Origin of the sequence: Adonisia turfae CCMR0081, assembly GCF_011009555.1 — a bacterium.
Taxonomy (GTDB): Bacteria; Cyanobacteriota; Cyanobacteriia; order Phormidesmidales; family Phormidesmidaceae; genus Leptothoe; species Leptothoe turfae.
In genome coordinates this window covers 7359425-7382919 of the sequence record NZ_QXHD01000004.1, presented here as the reverse complement: position 1 = coordinate 7382919, position 23495 = coordinate 7359425, and the positions used below count along the sequence as shown (strand labels likewise).

Here is a 23495-nt window from a genome sequence, read left to right as displayed (position 1 = left end):
CCCGGCATCTGTGCCATTGTTCAGGGCAGCAAACGGGCCTACTTAAATGGCACAACCCATGTCTATGATGAGCATCAATACTTGTGCTGTACAATGCCCCTGCCTATAGAAGGGGAAATAATTGAGGCTTCACCGGAAAAACCACTGCTCGGATTCTCCTTGAACTTTGACACCCATGTGATCATCGAGACCGTCATAGAGATGGCAGCCATGGAAAATGCTAGCGACTCTACTGCCGAGGTTATGCCAGGGTTGACAGTGGCAAAGTGGGATGATGGTTTTACAGAAGCACTGGGACGGCTGTTGGAATTGATAGATGATTCGGTTGCCCTGCACATGCTCAGCAACGGCAGGATGAAAGAACTAATATTTGCTGTTCTTCGAGGTGAAGCTGGTTCCTCAGTGCGTCAAGCCTATGGGGGAATGCAGAAGATATCACGGGCACTGACTTTTCTAAGAGCTAATCTTCATGAGGCGATTTCAATTGACGATTTGGCTCAACAGGCTGGCATGAGCCGCGCAGTATTTCACCGTAAGTTTAAGGAAGTTACGACTTATTCCCCCATTCAGTTCATTAAACTTCATCGTCTCAACGATGCGTCCAGCCTTATTGCCAGTGGTACTACAGTCGGTGAGGCAGCACATCGGGTAGGCTATTCTAGCCAGTCACAGTTCAGTCGAGATTTCCGGCGGTACTTTGGCCAATCACCTCGTCAGTGGGGACACACGACAGGTTCAATAAACAGAGATATTCCACCTACTAAAACAATGTCGAGGGAAGAAAACACCTCTTGAAAAAAGAGCAAGGAGTCCATATGGTCGTCAGTTTTTATGAAGTCAGACGATCATAGCCTCCCAGCCAACAAAGCCAGATCACGACAGGGATCCAATGGATCAATATAGGGGGCCATGCAGAGCCCGTTGTCTCGTACGCCAGAGTACAAGCAAGCCCCAAGAGGGTGGCCTGAATTAGAAAACCTGGCATGAAAAAAGTAGGATCACCAGCTTTATACAACGTTAAAGCATTTAGGGGATGGTAGACCAGGAACAGCAACAGGCTAATGCCTGCATACAGCCACCAGCTTGTTAAAGAGACAGTTTCACTGGGATGAGGTATAAGTACAATCCGAAAACCAATTTCTTCGATAAAGGCTGGGGCCAAAAAAGCTTGAACACTAATCTGCAACCAATGGTCGACTGGTGAGTTCCCACGAAAGAAATGAGAAGCACTGCCAATACCCAGGGCTAATAGCCCATAAACCAGGAATATACCTGTAGCTATAATCCAATCTTGTAATGTCGGAAAAGTAGTTAGGGCGGTAATGGTGCGCTCCCAAAAAACATTAGGTATATTGCTGGGTTCAAAGATTATGAAGTAAACCATTTGCAATTAACCTTCACCTTCTCACCGAATACATATTTCTTTACCCCAATTTAAAATAGATCATCTCATAGATACTGTTCCTTGTGCGATTCGACAAAGTTCGCGCTGAGGTTCAGCCCTGAGATATCTGAGGCTATCAGCCAGGTTTTCGGATCATAACGTCTCACAATATGCGACAAGCTGATCAAGTCCTTCATCCCAACTACTGCTGTGTTGATCACGAGAAGCTTCAAAGACTGCGGCTTCTGCTTGAGTTGGACTGACCGGCTCCCAAATTAACTGTGGATTTACTGCTTCATACTTCGTGAGTAGCCACATTTCGTGACCATTGGGAGCGGTCATTTTATGTAGAAATGCCCCCCTGGGTGTGATGTCAGCAGAGACGTACTCGCAGGTGAATGCTTTTTTGGAAAACATCCAGTTTCTCAAATGTTTCGGCTGTGTCCATGCTTCAAATACCAGCTGTCTTGGCGCACTTAACTCTCGGGTTACAATTGGTTGGGATTTCGTATGTATCAGTTGCTCTGCATTCTGTTGCTACACCGTCTCAACTGCTAACTCTATGTCGGGGCTCTTAGCAATCAGCTCAACCCGATTGCCAAAGGGATCTCGAAATTCAAATCGCCCATAGCCCGGTATGGGCATTCCATCGAAAACGACCAGGCCATAATGCTCGATCGTCTGACGCCAGTGAGATAGGTTCGTAACCTCATAGGCTAAATGGGCCTTGGTACGACTTCGATCTATCCCGTCTTCAATGCCTACATGAATAGCGTGATCACCCACACTTAGCCAGAACCCTCCACGAGCTTGAAGGGTCTTGGGTTTTGGGATTTCTTGGAGCTTTAGTACATGGCAATAGAAGTCTCTGGCAACATCTTCTTGCCGTGATGGAACCGTGATCTGAACATGGTGTAAGCCAATAATCATTTATTTGATAATTTCTTCGGCATTGCTGATCCTTGGGATGATTTCATCTATAAAGTGTGGGCATGGGGCATGTTTGACAGATTGATGCATCCTTTAAATCAGCGATAGCATTTCTTCTGTGTCGGTGTCATACAGCAAGATACCTTCGGTCGTTTCATCAAGCTGTCCTATTAGTAATCCATCTTGATTCCAGATAGCTGATTGACCAACACTTTCAAAGTCATCACTGGGTCCCAAACAGTTGGCCATGAGCACAGGCATTGAATACTGCTTGGCAATAATTGGATAGTGTTTGAATGCTTTGGCAATTCCACGGGCCGGTTTAGCGACACTGGCAATATAGACTGTGGCTCCACTCTCAACGGCTTTCGCAACATGTTCTGGCTGTAGCGATTCGTAGCAAATGGCAGGGGCTATATTTTCTTTCTCAATTGTTAAAACAACCTGTTGCTGGCCATGGACAAAATAAGGCAACTCGTCTGAATGTAAGAGTTGTTTTGAGTAGGTTTGTCGGAGTTGATGGGGCTGAAAAATACCCATGCTGATTAAGATGCCAGCATCGTGCTTAGTTGGCATGCCAACCCCGATAGTGATGTTAGAGTTGTCACTAATGTGTTGAAAGTCATCAAACCTTGCATCATTCTGATTTGTTGCCAGGTCTTTGGCAAGTGTGGGTTCATACCCTGTTATAGAAAGCTCGGGAAAGAAAATTGCATCTGCCTGTTGTGCAACGGCTAAGGCAATAAACTTTTTGTGAATAGCAATATTTTTATCGACGTCCCCTTTGATGGGTCTTATTTGTGCTGTACAGATTTTCATCTTCCCAAATCTCGGCTTTACACTTGGCGATTTGCACTTTTTGTAACCCTATATTGGTCAAAACCCTCCCACGTTTGCGAGTGATGCGCTGTTGTGGCATGCCTAAAACGTCTCAAACGATAGGTTGGCCGGTGACTCTGTTAATTGTCGTGTTTCGGAGGACTGCTCCAGGCTAATAGCCGTCGTTGGTGTATGAGCATCAACGACTTCGAACTGAAGGTTATCCATCCAGACTTGACCATCTCCTGCCAGCAGTAGACCAAACGCAATGTTGTTACTTTCGACCGGTACATCTAGAACAATGTCATAGGGTTGCCACTCTGTCGTGCCTTGAATCGATCGATTTTCCATATTGTCAAAGCTCAAGACTTGACCAGAGGCGCTGTCAACCCGCATCCACAACCCGGCCCAATCTTCAACGGCCTTAGCCTTGACATATCCCGTTAGGCGCAATCGCTGTCCCTGGTACGCACGGGCATCAAAGACTTGCATCAATGTGCCAAAGCCCTCTGACCCATTATGTTTGCCTTGCACGGTACCACTGGCAGTGCCATCGTAAGTAGTACGGCGATCTGCCCCCATTTCATAATCATCGGGATGACTACCAGCCTCAAACCATCCGTCCAAAGGTTTCACAGTTTTAGACCGACTCCAACTTAAAAGTGGTCTTCTCTTGAACACTGATGAGCCGATGCCAACTACGGGGGCTGCAAATAGGTAGCTGCCTGTAGTTGCTGTTCCAAGGATGCCGAACAGCCATAACAGTCTAAATTGCAGTTTAGATGGATAAAACATGGGGGCAAAAAGTGAAGCTTTAAGCCTAGTGTGGCCTCTAGATTAAAAAATGACCATGAATGATTAAGGTTTTAAACATTGACTTAAGGTAAATTTTGATTTTTGATACCTGAGCTTTGAATTATGGATGTAGCTCACAATTTACAATTAGCTGATGTTGGGGCGGCTGGTTAGTGAAGGGATACTTCTATTTAAGCGGGTAATAGGGTGGTCGTGGTGGGGCAGTGGAGATTTGCGATCGCACGCTTCTTGACAATCTAGAGACATAGTATTATAAGGTGACCGTTCTAATAGATACTGACAAAAGTAGTCCCTTATTAGGTACCTGAAATAGTGTAGAGATTGGCCCGTCCTTGCTTACCTATCAGCTTAATGAGACTCGCTTTTCGTAGAAAATAAGCTATTTTCTGCGCCAACTCTCTTCTAATATCTCTTGCTTCCGCCAGATCTTTCGTAGTAAATGACTCTAGCCCTTCCGGCAGAAATACTAGCCAATCTGCTGGTCCTTCAAATCGCCTCTGGCCTACGACGTCTAATAACCGACGTTCTTCAGTGCGCCATCCTCGCTTGCGCCATCTTCGCTTTCCCTCAAATCGTCTCACTTCTTCTTCCTGGATCATCAAGACTTCTAGTGAGAAATTAGGGCTCGAAACCAACTGGGGAAGACTCACCATTTCTCGGAATAGATCCTCCACCCGTCCTCTTTTCGGTGACTTGCGGCGACTGCCATAACTCCCCTTAGCCTCGTCCAACTTAACAATCCATTTTTCTTGAGCTATGGGATAGATCAGCCGTATCCGATGGGAACGTGCCAGATTGATCAGTTTCGACTTGACAGCTGAGAAATTGCCGGTCTGGATTTCCAGCAATAGATCATCTCGAACAATGTCAATTACAAACCCATCAACCGCCACTTCAAATCGATCACCTGGCTGTGCGTACCAAGTCTTCAGCGATGCATGGAGCGGCTTTTCATTAAGTAATCCAATACTTGACATGTCGCTCCAGTTCCTCAGCCATCGGTTTATTGGTTAATAATGTACCACCCTGGATTTAGCTACATGTTCAACGTTAAGCCTCCCTCTGTAGAGCTTTGATCTACAGCCGTCGCTAGAGCAGGAACATTCGCCATGAACTGATTTCATCATTAAGCATTGTCCCTGGACATTGTTATATAACCCAGAATACTTTCAAAATCTTTGAACCATCGCCGGATATTGACGTAGGCTGATAAGTCAAATCCACCTTCATCGGCGACATGGGTATAGGCATATAGGCTAATGTCTGCAATTGTTACCTGATCGCCTAGAAAGAATTTATGGTGAGCCAGGTGTTGGTCCATAACCGCAAGGGCCCGATGCCCACCGATCTGTTTGGCATGATATTCTGCTTCTCGGTCTTTAGGTAATCCTAAATACTTATTGATATACCTGGCTGTTGCAATGTAGGGCTCATGGCTATACTGTTCAAAAAACTGCCACTGTAGCACCTTTGCCCTTGCATAGTTCTCTTGGGGAAGCCATGGGGTATCTACAGCCAAATAATTCAGAATTGCGTTAGATTCCCAAAGATACTTGCCATCACCTAGTCGAATGACGGGGATTCTGGCATTGGGATTCATCTGCTTAAATTCTGCCGTGTGGGTCTCACTGGCAAGAATATCAATAGGGACCCATTCATGCTCGACTTTAAGAAACTGCATTAACAATTTTACTTTGTAACAATTGCCCGACAACATGTCTCCAAAGACTTTATACATGGCATTCCCTAGTTAGATTTGACAAGAAGTTATTATGTGTTTTTTAGTAGCCAAATATTTTTTTTCGCAGCACATTTACCTTTTAACCCACCAACAATATCTGTGCTGACCAGGAGATTTAAATCATAACTATCTCCATAATGTTGATTGACTTCCTCGTTACTAACTGAAAAAGGAGGACCTGCCATCAGAGTTTGATCGTATTCATAGCTAATGAGCAGCTGCGGTGCTTTTGTAGTAACCTCCATTAAGTGTGCTGAATATTGATTGCGCATGTCTTCGGGCAAGGCTACTAAAGCGGCTCTATCATAAACTGCATCGATTGGACCAAGTATCTGGCTAGACACATCGAAGATATTGCCAACAAAAATATCGATATTCTTGGCGCTATAGTGCTTGACCTCCTCAGCGTCTGATATGGTTGGCTCTAACTCAAGTTCCATAAATAATTGCTCAACGGCCATTTCAACCAACTCAGCACCAGCAACACGATAGCCATTAGAGAGCAGCCAAGCAATATCACGGGTTTTACCGCATAATGGTACAAATACACGACTGTCTTTCATTAAAGAAAGCGTTTGGAAATAGTTGACCAGTACAGGGTTAGCGTCACTTCTGTGAAAAGTAATATTATTGTTTTCCCATCTCTGCAACCAAAAACTTGTATCCATACTTACTCCTTTGTCCTTCTCAAGAATCATAAAAGTCTACTCTTGCAGGCTACAATTGTTTTTCACTAAGTTTTTAGCTAGATTCATTCGTTATTTCAGTACCCAGTTATAGGAATGTTCAGCACTGGGATAGTCTCCTTCTCGAACTTCTTCAGCAAAACACTTTGCTGCTGCCGTGATATGTCTATGAAGCTGCGCGTATTGCTTAACAAATCTGGGCGATTGTCCCTCGTGTAAACCCAACATTTCAGTTGAGACAAGCACCTGACCATCACAATCAGGCCCTGCTCCAATGCCAATTGTGGGAATCTTGAGTGCAGCTGTAATGTCATGGGCAGCCACACTGGGAATTGCCTCCAAGAGGAGGGCAAATATTCCAGCATCCTCGAGTGCCAACGCATCTTGAATCAATATTTCAACGGCAGCGGTCGTTCTGGCTTGCACCTTATTGCCACTTAATTGATGATAAGACTGTGGAGTAAGGCCCAAGTGGCCCATTACTGGAATACCATTTTGAGTTAAGCGTTGAATTAGTTGATCATGTCGACCTTCTAGCTTCACTGCTTGAACGCCAGCTTCCTTGATAAGTCTGCCTGCATTTTGGACACCCTCTTCCAAGGTTGTGTATGAGCCGAATGGGAGATCGCCAATGACAAGTGCATGATGCACCGCACGAGCAACAATTTCACAGTGATAAACCATTGCATCCATGGTCACTGGGAGAGTGGTGTCATGGCCTTGAACAAAAATGCCAAGGGTGTCTCCGACAAGAATTAGTGGGATGCCAGTCTCATCAAAAATAGTCGCGGTCAAGTAGTCGTAGGCCGTTAGCATTGTGAACCGCTCCCCCCGAGATTTATAGGAAGACAAATCTTGAATAGTGATACGACTCATCTCTTTAAAGCCCACTATACGGAAATTAATTGGCTGCTAGATATGACGATTTTTAGAAGGTAAATGCTTATTCTACAACGCTGGTTTGAATAAATCCATAATCACCAGAGGTAAAGCGAATATGAATCCATGGCTCCCCGGTGTCTGCCAGAATAAACTGCTGCAGCACAATGACTCTAGCAGGGGGCTCAAACGTTAATGTCTCTCCATAGCCTGGAGAAATCCATACGGTCGCAGGTTGTACGAGTTCCGCCAGTTGATAAATTGTATGAATATCTTCGAGCTCGCCCTGAAAAAATTGTCGAAGTTTGTAGGCCTCCTGACAATCTGCGTTTATTGCTGGATCGATGATGGCTGCACATCCTTCAGCTGTGGGCGTAAATAGGCCTTGAGCTTGGGCACGTTCAGTTTTAGGCGTTAGCGCTAACAGAGCTGTAAGAGTACCCAGTAATAGGGTTTTCATAAGGAGAAATGCGATAGATCTACTCCTTATACTATCGGGAGATACACTGATTTCACCTTTCTAAAAAGGTATATCTACAGTGCAAAGCCCTCTATACTTTGCAGTGTTAGAGTTCTACAACTCAAAACTAAGAGTTCAAAACTAAGAACTCAAAACTGAGAACTGATATTATTCCTTAAAAGTTTTTGGCTTGATGGGTCTTTGGATCAAACTTAAATCTATCCTTGCTGTGGGTTTCACCATAGAGGTTAAAGGTGACCAGAGGAGTACTCCCAACGGCCTCTACGCAGTGAATTGCACCAGGAGAAAAGCTGATAACATCCCCAGGACGAAAGATTTTTTCTCCCACTGGAGTCAGTTTATCTTTGAATGCTTGAGTCGGAGTATGTTGCCAGAATGTATTTTTCTCTTCCCCCTTTAATAAGGTCACAACGCCCCATGTGCCATGATTATGAATGGGAGAAACCATTCCAGGGGGGTAGGTGTTAGTTTGAACCGTTAGGGGATATCCAATTTCATTATAGAGCGTCTGGATTGCAACATCACTTAAGGTACTAAGTTTGGGGTGTTGGGTCTGTAACCAATAGGAGTTGAGGGCCAACTTACGGACTAGATGTCGAATAGCAGGCAGACAGTCATACTCATTGAGCGATTTTTTGAGAACGTCTTCTACCTGGGTTAGAAAACGATGAAAGTGGTAGGGCGTTTCCAGTAAGTCCCATTGCCGAGGGGTGGTACAGGCTTGCACCTGACCATCGTCAGCAACCATCCAATCTTGTCCCTGTGTTGCTCGTCCCTGGATCACACGTTCACCTCAGACGGATGCAGGCAAGCCTGGTGTTCATGGTGCAAGCCTGCGGCTAAGTCCCCCATCCAATAAGCTGTTACAGCCTGATCTGGATTTGTCTCAGTGGTGGTTAGCAACTCTGTATTTCGCTGTTGTAGCCGACGCCGAACGCCTTCACCAGCGGAAGCAGCTATGGCAATGTCAACAAAATGCAGTGGGTGACGTTCACCGTCTCCTCGCACATGCCATTCATGCAGGCAACCTATATCGGTTAAGTTCAGTGTCCAGGCTAAGCGTGCATTGACTTCATCAGCAACAACATAAACTATCCACTGCAATGCCCTTCCTGCATGGGGTGCAATGGTTCCATCATGCGCGACAGCGACAGCGACCAATTTTTCTGTCATCTGCTTAAAGCCTCCAAATAAGCACAATATCTTAGGCCCTGGGCCTATACCAAAATGCTTGGGGCCCATTTACTCGTCAGGTCAAGATATGGGAATTATAGAAGATGGCAATTGTTAAGTTGTTGGTTCTTGTTAAGCCTGTACTCAAAGGCTGGAAGTAGCTACCAGTCGTGATTTTCAAAATAGTTTGGGCTGATGGACGAGTATTTTTTGGGCAACCAAATCATACTGTCCACCCAAGCTAGGCTTTGCTTTGGGCGTTATTCCATGGGCTTATTAGTCGGCAGTGCCAAGGTTGATAGTTTCAAATTGCTTGACCTAATTTAGCAATATGCTGATTGAAGTCAGCTTGTGGATTAGCCGCTCGCTCCTCCATAAAGGTGTCAAGGTCAAGTAACTCTCCCAGGGAAATTCCTGACCGTATCTGGGCTGCTAGAGACTCCTCACGTTGGTACGACTGCTCCGCCCACTTCAAGAGTTCTGGTAGATCTAAACTCCCAATGAAAATGACCCCATCAGCATCCCCAAAGGCCCAATCTCCTGATTTGACGGTAGTATCGCCGAGGGTGAGTTCTAAACCGATGTCGCCTATCCCTTTCAAATTTTGGGGAAGTTTCAAGGGACCCATGGGATACACACCTCTACAGAAGATCGGCACCCCAATCTCAATCAGTTCAGTGGTATCGCGAACCAGTCCATCAACAATGATACCTGCAATACCCTTGCGGCTAGCTTCGGTGGCGATCAGATCGCCAATCAAGGCCACATCATTTGAGTGGTTTGTGATGACGATAACATCACCAGTGCTTGCCTGATGGATCCCAGTCAGGATGGTGACCAGATCATTATTGGCCTGGATGGTAACCATTGGACCTGCTAATTTCATGGCCCGGTCAATGGGCGTGAGACCGCTTGGAGCTGCGTCGAGTGAGATACCTGCCCGAAAGGCAGCATCGGCCAAAAGGGCACAGCTATACTGATTTTGGAAAATTGTAGGGAAGTCAGTCATTGTGCACTCCTTTAGGCTGAATCATCGAACTAGGTTAGCTACCCAAGGAATAGATTATAGACAAAGGTCATTTGAACTGAAATTTGTAATCTGATTGAGGCCAACTAACGGTGGTGTTCAGCCGCGTTCAGTATTTTTGTCTCAATACCCGATTGAGTTTTAAATAACAACTGGGTCGGACGCGAGGCCATAATCTTTTGTCCCACCAAAATGGTGGTAAAGATAATGGCGATCCCACAGAGTTGAATAGGTGTCAGTGTCTGATGTAGCCAGAAAAACCCAAGTAGTGTGGCCATGACCGGACTCAGGAGACCTAAGTAGGACACCGCAGGTGCAGAGAGCTTACCAATACCGCGAAACCAGAGTAAGTATGCCAACCCAGTACCGACCAACCCCAGATACAAAAGACCTTGTAAATTGGTTTTGGTCAATGGGGTAAACGGACCTTCTATAACCAGGGCAATCGGCAGCAATAGTGCACCACCTACCGTGAGTTGCCATGCGGTAAATACGAGCAGAGAAACAGGCGGTCGCCAGCGTTTTACTAACACCGTACCCAGCCCCATGGTGGCGGCCCCAGCCAGGGCGGCGAGAATACCTAAGGTGTCAAGCTGAGCCGTTGGGTCCAGGACCAAAAGGCCAATGCCAAAGAAGCCTGCGATCGCAACTAAAATCGACCCTTTAGCAGGCCTTTGCTGTAAAATCACCCATGACAACAAGATAACCAGTAAGGGTTGAATTGCGCCAGCTGTGGCAGCTACACCACCGGGCAGGCGATAGGCCGCTATAAACAACAAGGCCTGGAACATACCAATATTCAAACCACCAAGCACAAGAATTCGCCACCACCAAATACCGTGGGGTAATTTTCTGAGGGTAATGGTCAGCAATAGACCAATGGGGAGCGATCGCAACGCCGCTATCAGCAGGGGATGACCAGGGGGCAAAAATTCTGTTGCGACAATATACGTTGTCCCCCAGGAAATAGGGGCCAATGCCGTTATCGCGATGTCGATTAGTTTAGACGTAGGATATTTCATCGTTGTCTGCTCACAGTTGTTTCATGAAGTAGGAAGTTCCGTAAATTCGAGGACATTCAAGTCCGGATCACGGATAAAGATTGACGTTTTACCATCACCAAACGTGACAGGTCCACCTGTAATTTTGATGTTGATTGACTCAAAAAAAGCTTTGGCATCCTCGACCGATCCCACCTCAATGGCATAGTGGGTATAGCCGGGATATCGCACGTCCACATCCATGAGAATATTGCGCCTGTCGTGATCATTATCACCATGGGCAATCAGGTTAATCTCTATGCCACTTGGATGCTTCACGACAAAAACCTGTTCTTTATAATCTTCTCGAATCCCTTGGAATCCAAGAGTTTTATAAAACTGCATCGATTTCTCGACATTCATCACCCGAATACCAACGTGATCTAATTTCTTAATCTGCATAGGTTGCTCCGTAAGACTGGCGGACGTAATAAGACGTGACAACCAAAGACATCTTTCAAAAAGGAAAAAAACCTTTGCTTGAAAATATCTTAATATCAAGATACTTTACATAAAGCTAGACGTCAAGTGTCTTGATATCGAGATATACTGGAACCATGACTCAAGACAACATCGATAAAATTCTGACCCAGTGGCAACGCGAGGCCCCTAGCCTGGATATTTCATCTCTGGCCGTGGTTGGGCGTATTATGCAGCTAGCCCAATTACTAGAGAAGCATCGAGAAACCGTACTGGCCGACTTTGGCCTCACAGTGTGGTCCTTTGATATGCTGGCAACTCTGCGGCGTCAGGGTCCCCCTTACCAACTCAAGCCAACTGCCCTGTATAAGTGGTTAATGCTGTCTTCGGGGGCCATGACCAATCGCATTGATCGGCTAGAAAAAGATGGCATGGTGACCCGTCTACGCGATCCTGATGATCGTCGCAGCGTCATTGTGCAACTCTCTGAGGCTGGTATAGAGAAGATCGATGCCGCAATGCCCGTATTGTTCGAACGGGAAAATCAGTTTTTAGCAGACTTAAGCCAGACCGAAACAGCAAACTTTATCACGCTACTACGGCAGTTTCTAGCGACGGTACATCAGCAAGTGTTGTAGCTAATTCTGGGTACTTTTACTTTTACTAGCTTGAATGTAATCCCTTTTTGAAGTGAGTAATGGCCCATGTCACACCAACACCATTTGGAATTTTCCCATGGGACTCAGTCATTATAAACATCTTTATTTATGCTAACTTCCCCCTATTAGCCAAAGGTGGTTCAGGGCCGTAAGATTCACAGCGATCGCTCCTACATATACGTACTTTCCGTATATTCCACAGCATTTTGGAGGATTGAGATGAGCAACCTTTAACCCAATTTAGCTTTTAACCAACAAGCGTGCGTGTACGTTCTATTATCACTACAACGGGTCAACTAATCCGTATTCCCACGCTTGACTCCTCTTGATTTCCTAACCTCTTCAACATTTTCTGAAACCTGTCTCTAGTTTCTCTGCGACTCATCAAATCATGCTTTTGGCATAGATTACAGTTGCGTCGTAAGTGTCGACAATGACCATCATAATTGCCCCATAAGCCATTTAGCTGGCTATTTTTAGACGTATCTGCACAAGACTATTTCTGATGCACTTTTATCAAATTGCTTTATCAGAATTTGTCAAAGACTGGCATTTTGCGGGGATTTTATTGATGCAAACTTTGTTTCTAATGTCTCATATTTCTGTGTTTTTTCAGCTTCTGAAAGCATTCTCTATAAGCGTTAATAGTCTTAATCAGACGTTGTCCCGTTGCTTTCATTATCAAGGAGTTCAGAATGCTTAATCAATCTAAGGGATATCTTGTTGCTGCTTTTAGTTCACTAGGACTTTTGGCTGCCATGACACAGCCAGCCTCCGCTAACACTTTCCGAGGTATTGAATTTCCCTTAGGTGAATCTTCTTTTGCAGATGAAGTGGTTGACTATAACAAAGTCTACGCCAATGGTCTAACCAAAGAAGACGCCTATGGCAAGAATTGGAAGGCATCAGCCCAGGCATTTGATAATCCCACATCTGTTTTAGGGGTCGCTAATTCCTCATGGAAAGGAAATAAGATGCCCATTGCTCAGCGAGATGACTTTTCTCTAGGTAAGGGTGGTTCGATTACCGTCAAATTTACAGACAACGTCTTAGTGGGTAGCGACGATGATAAAGATGATTTATGGATTTTTGAAGCAGGTGGTCTCGTTGAGGGAATGTTTGTTGAAGTTAGTAAAGATGGCAATACCTGGTTGTCCCTAGGTGAAATTGGTGGGACTCAGCATGCCGGTATCGACCTTGATGCCTTTGGATTTACCTCTAACGATGCATTCTCCTATGTAAAAGTCACAGACAATGGCAAAAATCGTTATAACCAGGGGTGGGCTGGTGTCGATGTTGACGCGATTGGAGCGATCTCTTCTAAAGATGTACCTGAACCGGCTTCACTGCTTGGTCTGTTAACAGTAGGTAGTTTTATAATGACTTCTGTACTCAAGCGTCGCTAAAAGTATCGATGACCCTTTTTGTATAGCTGCGATCGGATGGATTAGCTGTCGTTGTATAGCTACATAGAACCGATCGCTACTATACCTAAAATGTTAATTCCGCATTGCTGCAATTCACGCATTAATTGTTGAAACAGTCTTTGTTTGACTGATCTAATCCTAACGACCAGTATTAAGCCCTCCAACTGACTAGAAATTAGTCGTGCCGCCGCCGAACTTTGTATAGGTGGGGTATCAATCACCAGCGCATCATGCTGTGTTTGAAGTTTTTCTAAAAGCGGTTGGAGAGAGTTGGCTGAAAATAAGTCTATAGGATTTTTGATAGGTCTCCCCGCGAGCAACAGGGAGAGATGATCAGTGAGTTCAATCGTTGATGCTGGAGAAATCATGTCAGCGTTGACCAGCAGATCGGCTAACTTACTTCCGTCATGGTCTAATGGCCCAGTCTGAACAGAATCACGTGGATTAGCATCTATCAAGAGCACACGCTGGCTTGATCGAGAGAAGGCTAGCGCCAGGTGCTGTGTAACCGACAACGTTGAGGAGGTGTTATCGGCAGAACTAATTGCTAAGGTGCTGAGGTGCCTGTCAGGGTACAGTAGTTTAAGATTGGTTTCTAATAACCTAAAAGAATCTAGCAGGTCATGTGAACTGTGAAACTTAGCAGATGAATAGAGTTCTTCTTGTGATTTAAATGAATCAAGGGGATATCTTATGCTTAACAGAACAGGTATATCTACGTCGTTTTCAAGCTCTTCAACTGAACGATACGTTTCGTCAAACTGATCGGCTATTAGCACTGTTCCTGAGCCAATAAGGATGCCTGCAAATAATCCTAAAGCAAGTGTGCGAGGTACTGATGATACGGGCTGATCAGGTTCTTCTACATCAGAGATGATCTCCCATGGCGGCACTTTCTTCGCAAGCTCAAGTTGTAAATCCTCTCTGGCAGAAAGTAATCGATTTAAACTATCTGTTGAAATCTGTAGATCACGTTGTAGGTCTGTATATTGGTTATCTAAATAGGCTAACATCTGGATATCTTTGTTAATCCCTTGTGTAACCCGCGTTAATTCTTCCTTCTGCTGTGTCAGTGCTGTTAGGTCGTTTTCAGCTTGCAACAATTCAAGGACATTATCTAGCTGAACAATATCGCCTGGATATTTAATGTCCTCATCGAGGCTAGAAAGAGCAGCGAGTCCTAGCCGTGCTTGCTCTTGGTCCTCGGACTTTAAACTATTTAGCAGCAGCAAATATAGAGACACTCCATTGGCTGCTGCTAGATTCTCATCAACCTGTAAGCGCTCGGTTAGTTCATTTAACAGCGCTTCTGAAGAACGGATGGAAAGATCGACGGTCCGCATTTCACTCGTTGACTCGCCAAGCTGTTGGCTCAGTTGCTGACTGAGTTGTTGTGGCTCGTAAAAGTTGTGGCTTTGCCGAAAATCCTCTAATTTTTCCTGTAACTGTTCAACTCGCGCTTGCACAATTGGGAGTTGTTCTTCTACCAAGGCAGTTGCCTGATCGATGCTACGCAGACTAGTTTTTCTCGCATAGAGTATGTAAGCCTCTGCCAGGGCCTCTAGGACCTGCTCAACTTTTTCAGAACTCGTCGCTTGAAAACTAACCTCCATAATTTCACTACGGGGTAGATGTTTTATCGTAAGTTGCTTCTGTAATGTTCTATATTCTTCGCCAGGAAAATTTTGCTGAATTTTGGGTAGGGCCGGTGCAATCACCTCATAGCTTTCAAGTAGCTCAATAATTGTTTGAAAATCACGAAACTCCGGTGGTACGTAGGGTCGTTGCCCTCCCTCAGACAGTGACTTAGTGGGTACTGCGAGAAAATCTGGATTGAGTAAAAGCGTTAAGGTTTCTCGATAGAGAGAAGGCTGGATGACACTTTTGAAGCAAGCCAACAAAAAAATAAGCCCCGACATCCCTAAAAAGAGCGGTAGTCTGTATAGAATAAGGCGTGGTAGATAACGCAGGGCTGCAATAACAGTGCCTGAGTGAGAAGTACGAGTCAAGGTTATTACTGAGGACAACTAACGCGATAAACAGTAGTATCCTTACTATTCGCTCGCTGGGGTGAGAGGCTTTATTATATTTGAATTTTGCTATTTGCAGTAGTTGTTATCAATTAAAGTTAAGATTTCCCCAGACAGTCAGACTTGATTACTTCCCATAAGGGATATGTCTGGTTTTCGCCAACCAACTCGAATGCGTATTTCTATCATTACAGCAGTTAAAAATCGAACAGCAACTATCCGCCACACGATTGAATCAGTTATCGGACAAGATTATCCTGATATTCAATATATTGTGATCGATGGTGGCTCCGTTGATGGAACCGTTGATATCATAGACAACTATCGCAATAAGATTGATTATTTTACGTCTGAGCCCGATGGCGGTGTATATGATGCCCTGAACAAGGGACTCAAAATTGCCCAAGGGGATATTGTTGGCTTTCTACATTCAGATGATTTTTACCATCATCACCGGGTTGTACGCTTAGCCGTTGATGCGATCGCACATCACCAGGCCGATATTGTCTTTGGAGACATTGTATTTATTGATCCCTGCCGGCTAAATCATATTCTTCGAATCTATCGCTCCCATCGATTTCACCCCGACTTATTTGCCCAGGGTTGGATGCCTGCCCATCCAAGCTGTTTTATTAAACGTGAGGTGTATGAACACTATGGCCTTTTTAAGACATGCTATAAGTTGGCATCAGATTTTGAATTATTGCTCCGGTTTATCAAGATCAACCAAGTGAAATATTGCTATTTGCCAGAGATCTTAGTCTGCATGAGACCAGGGGGATTAAGTAATCGTAGCTTGGCCAATCGCTGGACAAATAATCAAGAAATTCTGCAAATTTGTAGAGAACAGAATATTCCAACGAATTTGCTGAGGCTGTTGGCACGTTATCCCGCTAAGCTCTGCGAAAAGCTCACTTGGCTGCCCGCTTATCAAGGGATGCGCAAGCGTAAGTCCGTTATTTCCATATAGTTTTCTGTTTTATTCAATTTGTTCCGTATGACTCCATGGCTATGGGAAGTAAATCAGTGGAATTTCCGAGAAAGGTGATTTTTATCGAACTCAATGAAGTCCCTTTCAAGATAATTGATAATTTTATTCGGCAGAATCCTACTTCAGATCTAGCGCTGGCGCTACCGAAGTTTCACCAGTATCTAACCCACATTGATGACAAGGTTTTGAGTCCGTGGATTTCCTGGCCAACCCTCCATCGAGGCGTCCCGGCCCACAGGCACGGTATTTCTAACTTGGGAGAAAATCTCACTCTATTAGATCAGCAATTTCCCCCAATTTGGCAAATATTATCCCGACATGGTGTGAAAACGGGGGTGCTTGGTTCGCTACATTCCTCTCCTTTACCCCAAGAGCCAGACAGCTATGCCTTTTATCTGCCAGATAGCTTTGCCCTTAGCCCCGATTGTATACCGGCCCACCTATCCAGCTTTCAGGCGCTAAATTTATCCCTGGCAAGTCATTCTGCACGCAATGTGTCTGGTATGGTGCCAGTGAGGCAATCCCTTGAATTGTTAACGAATGTTGGACGTTTGGGGATTTTGCCATCCACATTAGTAGCGCTTGTCAGACAACTGGGGTTAGAGCGTCTGAAACCTTATCGGAAAAATCGTCGCCGCACCTATCAAGCTGTTCTGCACTTTGATTTATTTTTTAAGCAGCTCAAAGAGATTCGCCCTGACTTTGCCACCTGCTTTACCAATCATGTCGCCTCCGCCATGCATCGCTACTGGGCGGCAGCATTTCCAGAGGACTACCAGAATTTTGGGTTTTCATCGGCATGGGTGGCACGATACCGGGATGAAATTGATTTTGCCTTGGGCCAGTTTTCTCGCTTCCTGGGCCGGTTGATCCACTTTGTTCAGCAAAACCCTAGTTATATACTGTGGATTGCTTCCTCCATGGGGCAATCGGCAACGACGGCAAACCCGATTTTGCGACAGCTGTATCTGACTCAGCCCGCAAAACTGATGGGCACCCTCGGTGTGCCTGATCACGCCTGGAAACCCCAAAAGGCAATGCTGCCGATTACCAGCATTTGGGTAAATACCCCCTGGAGAGAATCTGTCCGTAAGGCGCTCAACTCTCTAACCATTGAGGGTGTTCGTGTGACCGTAGAAGAAAAGGCAGACGGGTTCTTTTCTGTCCATCTAGACAATAAGAACCTGGTGACATCTAAAACAACTCAGGCCGTCATTCAAGGACAAGCCTACGGGCTACTGGACTTAGGCCTAGAAAATGTCACCATTGAGGACCAAAGCGGAGCCAGCGCTTATCATATTCCTGAAGGATTGTTGCTCATTTATGATCCACTGACCCAGGCGGTAAACCATCGTCGCAGCTGTGTTTCTGTTCTTGAAATTGCCCCTACATTGCTAGAGCTATTTAACATTTCAGTTCCAGACTATATGCTGCCGCCGTCTGAACGAGGCCGCCTAGCATCCGATCTTGTTACTAAGGCAAATCAGCTAGCAAATCAACCCGCTACTGTGGCGGTATCCTAACCCATTAGTTTGAGGGGGTTTGAGGTTGTGTTAATGGAACAGACGCGACTGTCTGGAGTCTGTGAGTCTTCAGACAGTCGTAGACCGACCTGGTTACCACTACTGGGCTGGCTGCCACTGGCGTTAGCGATTAACAGCATTTTTTGGCAAGGACCCATCGCCTATTGGGGACGGTGGCTAGGTCTGCTTGTTTGGATTGGTTATGGATTTTTAACCCTTGTTACCAGTCGGCAATGGCGGCTGAGAGAGTTTGATGGTCTGGCCATATGGGTGTTTTTACTGATTGTTATTAGCACTTTTTGGGCAGGAGAGCATTTGAGCAGTAACCATAGTCTTACCGCTGTAGATTTTCGCCAAACAGCTCTCATCAAAGCTTGCTCGCTTTTCTTAGGCTACCTGACCCTGACCTGGGGACTGGAGAGCCTATTGATTTCCCTTCAAACCGTTGTCCAGGTGATCAACAAATTTGTCATTGCCGTAACATTACTGTTGGCAGTCGGTTTGTTGGGTAATCTAATGGGGGCTATTCCCTGGATTGCAGGAGCCGGGGCAGGGCTGTTTGTTAACCCCAATACAACCACGGCGCTGGCGCTGGTGACGCTGCCCCTGGCGATTTGGTTTTATGTTCAACATCCAGGACTGATGGGCGTTTGGCCGAGTTTGACCCTGGTTACGGCCCTGGTGCTGGCTCAGGCGCGCTCAACAGTTATGGTGTGTGGACTGTTGGTGTTTTTCTACTTAGTCTGCTGGCCAGGGCTACGACGGTTACGGCTGGCTAATTTACTGTTCCCGTTGGGATTGATGCTACTGGGCCTGGTGCTCTTTTTGAGCATCGACTTTTGGGGGACTAACCTGGCCGATAGTTTGGTTCATGGGCTGCGCCCCAACTTTGATAATGCGCAGCGACCGGGACTGAGCAGCTATCGGCTAAATTTGTTGTGGCCAGTATTCATCCAGGGGATTGCAGCATCGCCTGGGACGTTCTTGATTGGCCATGGCTGGGGTAGCGAAGAGGCGTTGATGCTATTTCAGGCAGACCAATCCCGTTTTTTTGCCGCCTTGAATCTCATTAGTGCCCACAGTGCCTATTTGGGACTTACGTACCAGATTGGCCTAGTGGGCGGGGTGTCGGTATTTGGGCCGCTGTGGGCAATGGTGCTGCGGCAGATGCTAACACCTCTACCCGAGATCATAACCCCATACTTTCAGCTCAAGGTTTCACTGGTGGGTGTTGTCCTCGCTGCCTTGGGTGTGTGTGTGTTTGAGTCTGGCTTTTATAACCTGGGGGCGATTTACATGCTACCAAGCTGGATAGCGATCTATCTGGTGACGCGCTTGGATCAACTGCCTGGGCAATCAGAGGAGAGGAGTCCTATATGAAAGTACTACATGTAATTCCATCACTCAGTCCAGCTTTGGGGGGACCCACGGTGGTGGCGCTAAGGCTGGTCAGTCATTTACGAGCCTGCGGTGTTGACGCTGAAATCGTCACGACCAATGACAACGGTGGGCAGGTATTAGACGTGCCTCTGGGTGAGCGGATACTTTACCAGCAGGTGCCTGTGTGGTTTTTACCACGTTTTAGTTTGCCGATGAAAGAATTTCTATTTTCTGTGGCGCTCACCCGTTGGCTTTGGCAGCATGCGGCAGATTACGATCTGTTGGATCTGCACTATTTGTTTTCCTATGCACCCACCTGTGCTGGCATGCTGGCTCGCTGGCAACAGATTCCATATACCGTGAGAACACAAGGACAGTTAGCCCCTTGGGCGCTGCGGCAGAGTCAGTCAAAAAAACAGCTATACAGCTGGCTGATTGAACGGCGACATTTGAACAGGGCGGCGGCAGTTCACTGCACAGCATCACTGGAGGTTGAGGATGTGCGGCGCTATGGTATTACCGCGCCGACAAAGGTGTTACCCTTGGGGGTGAGGAGTTTGGCGACTAATCCCAACGCCCGTGGGGAACTGCGGCAGCGCTATCGTATTCCTCTCAATAGGCCGATTATCCTATTTTTATCGCGTCTGCACTATGTTAAACAGCCAGATGTGCTGCTGCGCGTAATACACCAATTAACTCAGCGAGGGTGTTCGGCTCATTTGCTAATGGCTGGAACCGGTGATGCAGCCTATGTCCATAAGTTGAGGGGGCTGATTATGGCTTTGGGACTAGAAGACACCGTAACCCTAACTGGGTTTGTTACGGGCACGGATAAACAGCTGCTATTACAGGGGGCAGATATGTTTGCCCTGCCTTCTCAGACAGAGAATTTTAGTATGGCGATCGCAGAAGCTATGGCAGCAGGATTACCTGTTGTGATTACGCCAGAGGTGCAAATCGCGCCGGATATTCTATCTGCCGGGGCGGGGGTCGTCGCCAAGGGTACCTGTGATGACTTTACAGCGGCCATAGCAGGGTTGTTGGCCGACCCGGACCGACGGCACCAGATGGGAGAACGGGGACAACATTGGGCCAAGCAACATTACGACTGGTCCGTGATTGCGGGACAGCTAACCCAGGTTTATTCCGGGATTTTACGACAGCAGTCGCAGGAGACGGGGATGAGCGCACCGGTGGTGGTCCAATGAGACCTGTCTAAGGATGAAACGAGAGAAGATTTGGTACCATACCTATTCTTCTGGGCGGCTGCTATGGCTGAGCCACCTGGGGCTGCCGTTTTATGTTGGCCTGGTGGGGCTGGGGGTGACGCTGCTGTTGGCGGTATGGAATTACAAAATGCAGCTGCTGCGTCCTGGCATTGTGCGCTGGCTGGGGCTAGTGGCCCTCTGGATGGTGGGACAGACATTGTTGGCCCATGACCCGGTCAAGGCTGGGTTTGGGTTGGTGCATTATTTGCCCTACTTTGGGCTATTTGCAGTGCTGCTGGTCCTGGAGTTTTCTGTGGCGGACTGGCGGGGGCTGGCTTGGGGACTGTTACTAGCGTCAATTCCTGTGAATGTGGTGGGCTTGGTGGAGTACATCCTCAAAGCACCGGGAGTGGAGGCCATTTTGGCTGACCAGACACTGGTGAATTGGATGTATCAGGGAGAGCATTATCACCGGGCGGCCTCTATTTTTTCGAACCCTAATGTGTATGCCAATTATCTTGTGGTCTTGTTGGGGCTGGGGTTGGGATTAGTGGGGCAGTGGCCGCAGCGCTGGCGACAGCTCACGCTGGTAATCGCACTGGGGTTAGTGGGCATTGGCATTGTGTGTTCGGGATCGCGTAATGGGTGGTTGATGGCCTTAAGTCAGCTGATGCTGATGCTGTGGCTGGGCAAACTGCGGGGCCGGCTACACTGGCTGGGGAAGATAGGCGTGCTGGCGCTGGTGGGAAGTGGGATTTTGGGTGGCATCGGCACCTACGAGCTGACACTGGCAGATATAAACCAAAGCTTGCAGCATGATTCTCGATTGAATACTTGGTGGGTGGCCTGGCAGTTGGTGCAAGCTAAGCCCTGGCTGGGTTGGGGGTTGGGCAGCTTTGCACAGCTATATCCGACGCTGAACCCGCTGAAGGACTATTTGCAGATGTCCCACGCCCACAATATTGGGCTAATGCTGCTGGCAGAGGGAGGACTGGTACTGACCCTGGCGCTGGCGTTGCCGGTGGGATATGTGTGCTATCGGGGGGTGAGATCGCTGCTATTGCCTTTGTTTAAGGGCAGAGCCAGGGCAACACTGCTGGGCTATGGGCTAGCCCTGTGGGGGCTGCTGGGCTTTTCGCTGTTTGACCTACCGTTTTACGATGCACGGATTAATGCTCTGCACTGGATGGTGTTGGCGGGGGTGTATGGGCTGACGGGTAAAGACGAGGCATCAACATCTGGATAAGCTTATGCAACAGGCGCAGTGGCCGAGCGAGATAGGACAGTCCCCAGTGGGAGAAATGCGGGGAAAGCCATGTGCGATCGCGGGAATTGGGAGTCAGGGCATAGCCAACAACATGGGTCAGCAGGCGCAGGTCGGTCCAGCTGGGTCGGTGGGGGTGCTGACACAGTAGCAGAGCACGGAGGCAGGCTTGCTTGCTGCTGCTGATAGGGTTGGATTGCAAAAGGCTGAAGATGCCCTGGTGGGGGTCGCGCTCAGTGAAGAGTGTGGCAGCGACCTGATCAATATGGCGGTTAGCGATAGGGTCGCTATAGCTGGCGTGCTCCTCCTGTAGCGGTAAGGGCAAGGTGAGGGGAATAAAACGGTGGGTCAACTGTAGGGCGCAGTGCACCAGACGGAGGTTATTACCGGCCAGGGTGAGCACCTGTTCTGGATCAAGTTTGGGCATCAGATCGGCCAGGTCACAAAATTGCGACAGACGCAGACGGTCAAAGTAACTGTCTTTAACAATTTGGACGCAAAGGATAAGAAAATGGTCTTCTGGACTGAGGGTAGGTAGGGTAGTTCCCAGGTAGGGCAGGGGACGACAGCGCTGGTGTAGGGCAGCAAGATCGAGCCGGTAGGAAAAGCAGGGCGGGGCGATTTGCCAGTGTAGGTCGATGCTGAATTGGCCGTTGGGGGCAGTGAAGTCGCTGCCCCAGGGAGTTCTGTCCCGCAGGCAGTAGCCCTGGGCCAGGAGAAGAGACTGGGCGGCCTCGGCATCTGTCCCATCGACCAGCAGGTCGAGGTCACAGTAGGTGCGGCGGGAGAGGTCACCGTGGAGGGTGAGGGCCAGGGTGGGGCCTTTGCAGGGGAGGACGGGGAGATTGGCCTGGTGAAAAGTGGAAAGGAGATGGGTGAGGGTTCTAGCAAGCTGCCAGTTGTAAACCGTGAGGGATTGGGCGGTTTGTTGTAGAGGGCATTGGAGGGAAGGAGGCAGGGTATGGTAGAGCCGAAGCAAGACGCCGTGGCGCTGTGATAGATGAAATAGGGCAGGCCATTGAGGTGACTCTAGTGCGGCACTAGTCACTGTTTGGTTGAGATAGGATAGCAGGTGGGTAATTTGTGGAGAGTGCACGGGTAAGGGTTGCGTAAAGGGGTGACACTAGCAAGGCTTTGGTAACCAAATAAGACTTAAGACAGACCAAGACCAGGACCCATAACACCATCAAAGGCTACAGGAGTGAACATAACGGCAGTGTTCTCCTTGCGGAGCTGTGGCAACAGTCAACGGTTGTTCACTAAACGGTTTAGCTTCAGTAGAAACCTGTAGCCAGTAGGCCAGCCCCAACAGTCTCTCTTTTGCCTCCATAGCCTCAGTTCCTGCCGAATCTGCTGCCCGAAGGATCTTCAACAGTTGCTCGCGATTCACATAAGCCTCTAATCCCGGCGCGGTTCTCACCAACTCTTCTATCCACACCGGCAACATCGCCTGCATCACCGTGGCATAGTCCTTTGGCGCTTCAAACACCATTTTCTTACGGGTGCGAATGGCCTCGGGCAGCTTGCCATACATCATTTCTCGCAACAGCCGTTTATCCACCAGCCAGGGAATCGGTGGAATCGCCATCAGAAACTCCACCAATCGCAGGTCAAAGA

26 protein-coding genes are annotated in these 23495 nt (G+C 47.3%); 8 read left to right on the top strand and 18 right to left on the bottom strand.

Annotation, left to right across the window (positions count from 1 at the left end):
* Positions 1–795: AraC family transcriptional regulator (locus DXZ20_RS35500; protein WP_163703716.1), on the top strand; the 795-nt coding region annotated here is incomplete at its 5' end.
* A 34-nt stretch (positions 796–829) separates the two neighbouring features.
* Here the strand turns inward: DXZ20_RS35500 and DXZ20_RS35495 are convergent.
* From DXZ20_RS35495 to DXZ20_RS35425, 15 genes are all read right to left on the bottom strand, one after another.
* Positions 830–1384: a CPBP family glutamic-type intramembrane protease gene (locus tag DXZ20_RS35495; RefSeq protein WP_163663315.1), complete on the bottom strand. Its 555-nt coding sequence runs from the start codon at positions 1382–1384 to the stop codon at positions 830–832.
* Between the two features lie 153 nt (positions 1385–1537).
* Positions 1538–1846, bottom strand: a complete 309-nt coding sequence (locus tag DXZ20_RS35490) for an SRPBCC family protein (protein ID WP_284681757.1) — start codon at positions 1844–1846, stop codon at positions 1538–1540.
* A gap of 75 nt (positions 1847–1921) precedes the next feature.
* A complete protein-coding gene (locus tag DXZ20_RS35485) occupies positions 1922–2314 on the bottom strand; it encodes a VOC family protein (RefSeq protein ID WP_163663313.1) in 393 nt (130 codons plus the stop codon).
* 93 nt (positions 2315–2407) lie between these two features.
* Positions 2408–3133 (bottom strand): carbon-nitrogen hydrolase family protein, encoded by a 726-nt coding sequence (locus tag DXZ20_RS35480; protein WP_163703184.1) that lies wholly within the window; start codon positions 3131–3133, stop codon positions 2408–2410.
* 102 nt (positions 3134–3235) lie between these two features.
* Positions 3236–3769 carry a hypothetical protein gene (locus DXZ20_RS35475; protein WP_163703183.1) on the bottom strand — a complete coding sequence of 178 codons (534 nt, stop codon included), beginning with the start codon at positions 3767–3769 and terminating at the stop codon, positions 3236–3238.
* A 476-nt stretch (positions 3770–4245) separates the two neighbouring features.
* Positions 4246–4926, bottom strand: coding sequence for a DUF8091 domain-containing protein (locus tag DXZ20_RS35470; RefSeq protein WP_163703182.1), 681 nt, complete (start codon positions 4924–4926; stop codon positions 4246–4248).
* Between the two features lie 149 nt (positions 4927–5075).
* On the bottom strand, positions 5076–5687 hold the full coding sequence (locus DXZ20_RS35465; RefSeq protein ID WP_163703181.1) for a glutathione S-transferase family protein: 612 nt from the start codon (positions 5685–5687) through the stop codon (positions 5076–5078).
* Positions 5688–5719: 32 nt separating this feature from the next.
* Positions 5720–6358, bottom strand: a complete 639-nt coding sequence (tmpT, locus tag DXZ20_RS35460; RefSeq protein ID WP_163703715.1) for a thiopurine S-methyltransferase — start codon at positions 6356–6358, stop codon at positions 5720–5722.
* A gap of 90 nt (positions 6359–6448) precedes the next feature.
* Entirely contained in the window at positions 6449–7252 is an 804-nt protein-coding gene (panB, locus tag DXZ20_RS35455) for a 3-methyl-2-oxobutanoate hydroxymethyltransferase (protein WP_163703180.1), read from the bottom strand.
* Between the two features lie 67 nt (positions 7253–7319).
* Positions 7320–7715, bottom strand: coding sequence for a hypothetical protein (locus tag DXZ20_RS35450; protein WP_163703179.1), 396 nt, complete (start codon positions 7713–7715; stop codon positions 7320–7322).
* Positions 7716–7890: 175 nt separating this feature from the next.
* The gene (locus DXZ20_RS35445) at positions 7891–8520 is read right to left on the bottom strand and encodes a cysteine dioxygenase family protein (RefSeq protein WP_348917921.1); all 630 of its coding nucleotides are present in this window, start codon (positions 8518–8520) and stop codon (positions 7891–7893) included.
* Positions 8517–8909, bottom strand: a complete 393-nt coding sequence (locus tag DXZ20_RS35440; RefSeq protein WP_163703178.1) for a NifB/NifX family molybdenum-iron cluster-binding protein — start codon at positions 8907–8909, stop codon at positions 8517–8519. Before DXZ20_RS35440 ends, DXZ20_RS35445 begins: the two co-directional genes overlap by 4 nt.
* Positions 8910–9213: 304 nt before the next feature.
* Positions 9214–9918 carry an RraA family protein gene (locus DXZ20_RS35435; RefSeq protein WP_163703177.1) on the bottom strand — a complete coding sequence of 235 codons (705 nt, stop codon included), beginning with the start codon at positions 9916–9918 and terminating at the stop codon, positions 9214–9216.
* 104 nt (positions 9919–10022) lie between these two features.
* Positions 10023–10958 carry an EamA family transporter gene (locus tag DXZ20_RS35430; RefSeq protein WP_163703176.1) on the bottom strand — a complete coding sequence of 312 codons (936 nt, stop codon included), beginning with the start codon at positions 10956–10958 and terminating at the stop codon, positions 10023–10025.
* Positions 10959–10979: 21 nt separating this feature from the next.
* Positions 10980–11378, bottom strand: a complete 399-nt coding sequence (locus DXZ20_RS35425) for a VOC family protein (RefSeq protein ID WP_163703175.1) — start codon at positions 11376–11378, stop codon at positions 10980–10982.
* Positions 11379–11533: 155 nt separating this feature from the next.
* Between DXZ20_RS35425 and DXZ20_RS35420 the strand changes: the two genes are divergently transcribed.
* Together DXZ20_RS35420 and DXZ20_RS35415 are read left to right on the top strand one after the other, a co-directional pair.
* Complete coding sequence (locus tag DXZ20_RS35420; RefSeq protein ID WP_163703174.1) at positions 11534–12034, top strand: MarR family winged helix-turn-helix transcriptional regulator; 501 nt, start codon at positions 11534–11536, stop codon at positions 12032–12034.
* A gap of 716 nt (positions 12035–12750) precedes the next feature.
* Complete coding sequence (locus DXZ20_RS35415) at positions 12751–13461, top strand: PEP-CTERM sorting domain-containing protein (RefSeq protein ID WP_163703173.1); 711 nt, start codon at positions 12751–12753, stop codon at positions 13459–13461.
* Positions 13462–13520: 59 nt separating this feature from the next.
* On the opposite strand, the gene DXZ20_RS35410 is transcribed toward DXZ20_RS35415, so the two are convergent.
* The gene (locus tag DXZ20_RS35410; protein ID WP_163703172.1) at positions 13521–15491 is read right to left on the bottom strand and encodes a GumC family protein; all 1971 of its coding nucleotides are present in this window, start codon (positions 15489–15491) and stop codon (positions 13521–13523) included.
* A gap of 166 nt (positions 15492–15657) precedes the next feature.
* On the opposite strand from DXZ20_RS35410, the gene DXZ20_RS35405 reads away from it, so the two are divergent.
* From DXZ20_RS35405 to DXZ20_RS35385, 5 genes are read left to right on the top strand one after another with little or no spacing between them, the layout of a single operon-like run.
* On the top strand, positions 15658–16482 hold the full coding sequence (locus DXZ20_RS35405; RefSeq protein WP_163663244.1) for a glycosyltransferase family 2 protein: 825 nt from the start codon (positions 15658–15660) through the stop codon (positions 16480–16482).
* A 41-nt stretch (positions 16483–16523) separates the two neighbouring features.
* A complete protein-coding gene (locus DXZ20_RS35400; protein ID WP_163703171.1) occupies positions 16524–18026 on the top strand; it encodes a hypothetical protein in 1503 nt (500 codons plus the stop codon).
* A 33-nt stretch (positions 18027–18059) separates the two neighbouring features.
* A complete protein-coding gene (locus DXZ20_RS35395; protein ID WP_163703170.1) occupies positions 18060–19406 on the top strand; it encodes an O-antigen ligase family protein in 1347 nt (448 codons plus the stop codon).
* The gene (locus tag DXZ20_RS35390; protein ID WP_163703169.1) at positions 19403–20614 is read left to right on the top strand and encodes a glycosyltransferase; all 1212 of its coding nucleotides are present in this window, start codon (positions 19403–19405) and stop codon (positions 20612–20614) included. Before DXZ20_RS35395 ends, DXZ20_RS35390 begins: the two co-directional genes overlap by 4 nt.
* Positions 20615–20627: 13 nt before the next feature.
* Positions 20628–21860 carry an O-antigen ligase family protein gene (locus DXZ20_RS35385; protein WP_163703168.1) on the top strand — a complete coding sequence of 411 codons (1233 nt, stop codon included), beginning with the start codon at positions 20628–20630 and terminating at the stop codon, positions 21858–21860.
* On the opposite strand, the gene DXZ20_RS35380 is transcribed toward DXZ20_RS35385, so the two are convergent.
* Together DXZ20_RS35380 and DXZ20_RS35375 are read right to left on the bottom strand one after the other, a co-directional pair.
* On the bottom strand, positions 21784–22974 hold the full coding sequence (locus tag DXZ20_RS35380) for a nucleotidyltransferase family protein (protein WP_163703167.1): 1191 nt from the start codon (positions 22972–22974) through the stop codon (positions 21784–21786). The genes DXZ20_RS35385 and DXZ20_RS35380 overlap by 77 nt on opposite strands.
* A gap of 90 nt (positions 22975–23064) precedes the next feature.
* Positions 23065–23495, bottom strand: a 431-nt coding sequence (locus DXZ20_RS35375; protein WP_250566037.1) for an asparagine synthase-related protein, incomplete at its 5' end; no start/stop codon positions are given.

Bases quoted from the DNA above. Each gene is read 5' to 3' on its own strand.
- tmpT (WP_163703715.1), bottom strand. From the start codon at position 6,358: ATGGATACAAGTTTTTGGTTGCAGAGATGGGAAAACAATAATATTACT.
- DXZ20_RS35425 (WP_163703175.1), bottom strand. From the start codon at position 11,378: ATGCAGATTAAGAAATTAGATCACGTTGGTATTCGGGTGATGAATGTC.
- DXZ20_RS35415 (WP_163703173.1), top strand. From the start codon at position 12,751: ATGCTTAATCAATCTAAGGGATATCTTGTTGCTGCTTTTAGTTCACTA.
- DXZ20_RS35485 (WP_163663313.1), bottom strand. From the start codon at position 2,314: ATGATTATTGGCTTACACCATGTTCAGATCACGGTTCCATCACGGCAA.
- DXZ20_RS35470 (WP_163703182.1), bottom strand. From the start codon at position 4,926: ATGTCAAGTATTGGATTACTTAATGAAAAGCCGCTCCATGCATCGCTG.
- DXZ20_RS35400 (WP_163703171.1), top strand. From the start codon at position 16,524: ATGGGAAGTAAATCAGTGGAATTTCCGAGAAAGGTGATTTTTATCGAA.
- DXZ20_RS35450 (WP_163703179.1), bottom strand. From the start codon at position 7,715: ATGAAAACCCTATTACTGGGTACTCTTACAGCTCTGTTAGCGCTAACG.
- panB (WP_163703180.1), bottom strand. From the start codon at position 7,252: ATGAGTCGTATCACTATTCAAGATTTGTCTTCCTATAAATCTCGGGGG.
- DXZ20_RS35465 (WP_163703181.1), bottom strand. From the start codon at position 5,687: ATGTATAAAGTCTTTGGAGACATGTTGTCGGGCAATTGTTACAAAGTA.
- DXZ20_RS35435 (WP_163703177.1), bottom strand. From the start codon at position 9,918: ATGACTGACTTCCCTACAATTTTCCAAAATCAGTATAGCTGTGCCCTT.
- DXZ20_RS35395 (WP_163703170.1), top strand. From the start codon at position 18,060: ATGGAACAGACGCGACTGTCTGGAGTCTGTGAGTCTTCAGACAGTCGT.
- DXZ20_RS35390 (WP_163703169.1), top strand. From the start codon at position 19,403: ATGAAAGTACTACATGTAATTCCATCACTCAGTCCAGCTTTGGGGGGA.
- DXZ20_RS35480 (WP_163703184.1), bottom strand. From the start codon at position 3,133: ATGAAAATCTGTACAGCACAAATAAGACCCATCAAAGGGGACGTCGAT.
- DXZ20_RS35385 (WP_163703168.1), top strand. From the start codon at position 20,628: ATGAAACGAGAGAAGATTTGGTACCATACCTATTCTTCTGGGCGGCTG.
- DXZ20_RS35420 (WP_163703174.1), top strand. From the start codon at position 11,534: ATGACTCAAGACAACATCGATAAAATTCTGACCCAGTGGCAACGCGAG.
- DXZ20_RS35430 (WP_163703176.1), bottom strand. From the start codon at position 10,958: ATGAAATATCCTACGTCTAAACTAATCGACATCGCGATAACGGCATTG.
- DXZ20_RS35405 (WP_163663244.1), top strand. From the start codon at position 15,658: ATGTCTGGTTTTCGCCAACCAACTCGAATGCGTATTTCTATCATTACA.
- DXZ20_RS35440 (WP_163703178.1), bottom strand. From the start codon at position 8,909: ATGACAGAAAAATTGGTCGCTGTCGCTGTCGCGCATGATGGAACCATT.
- DXZ20_RS35495 (WP_163663315.1), bottom strand. From the start codon at position 1,384: ATGGTTTACTTCATAATCTTTGAACCCAGCAATATACCTAATGTTTTT.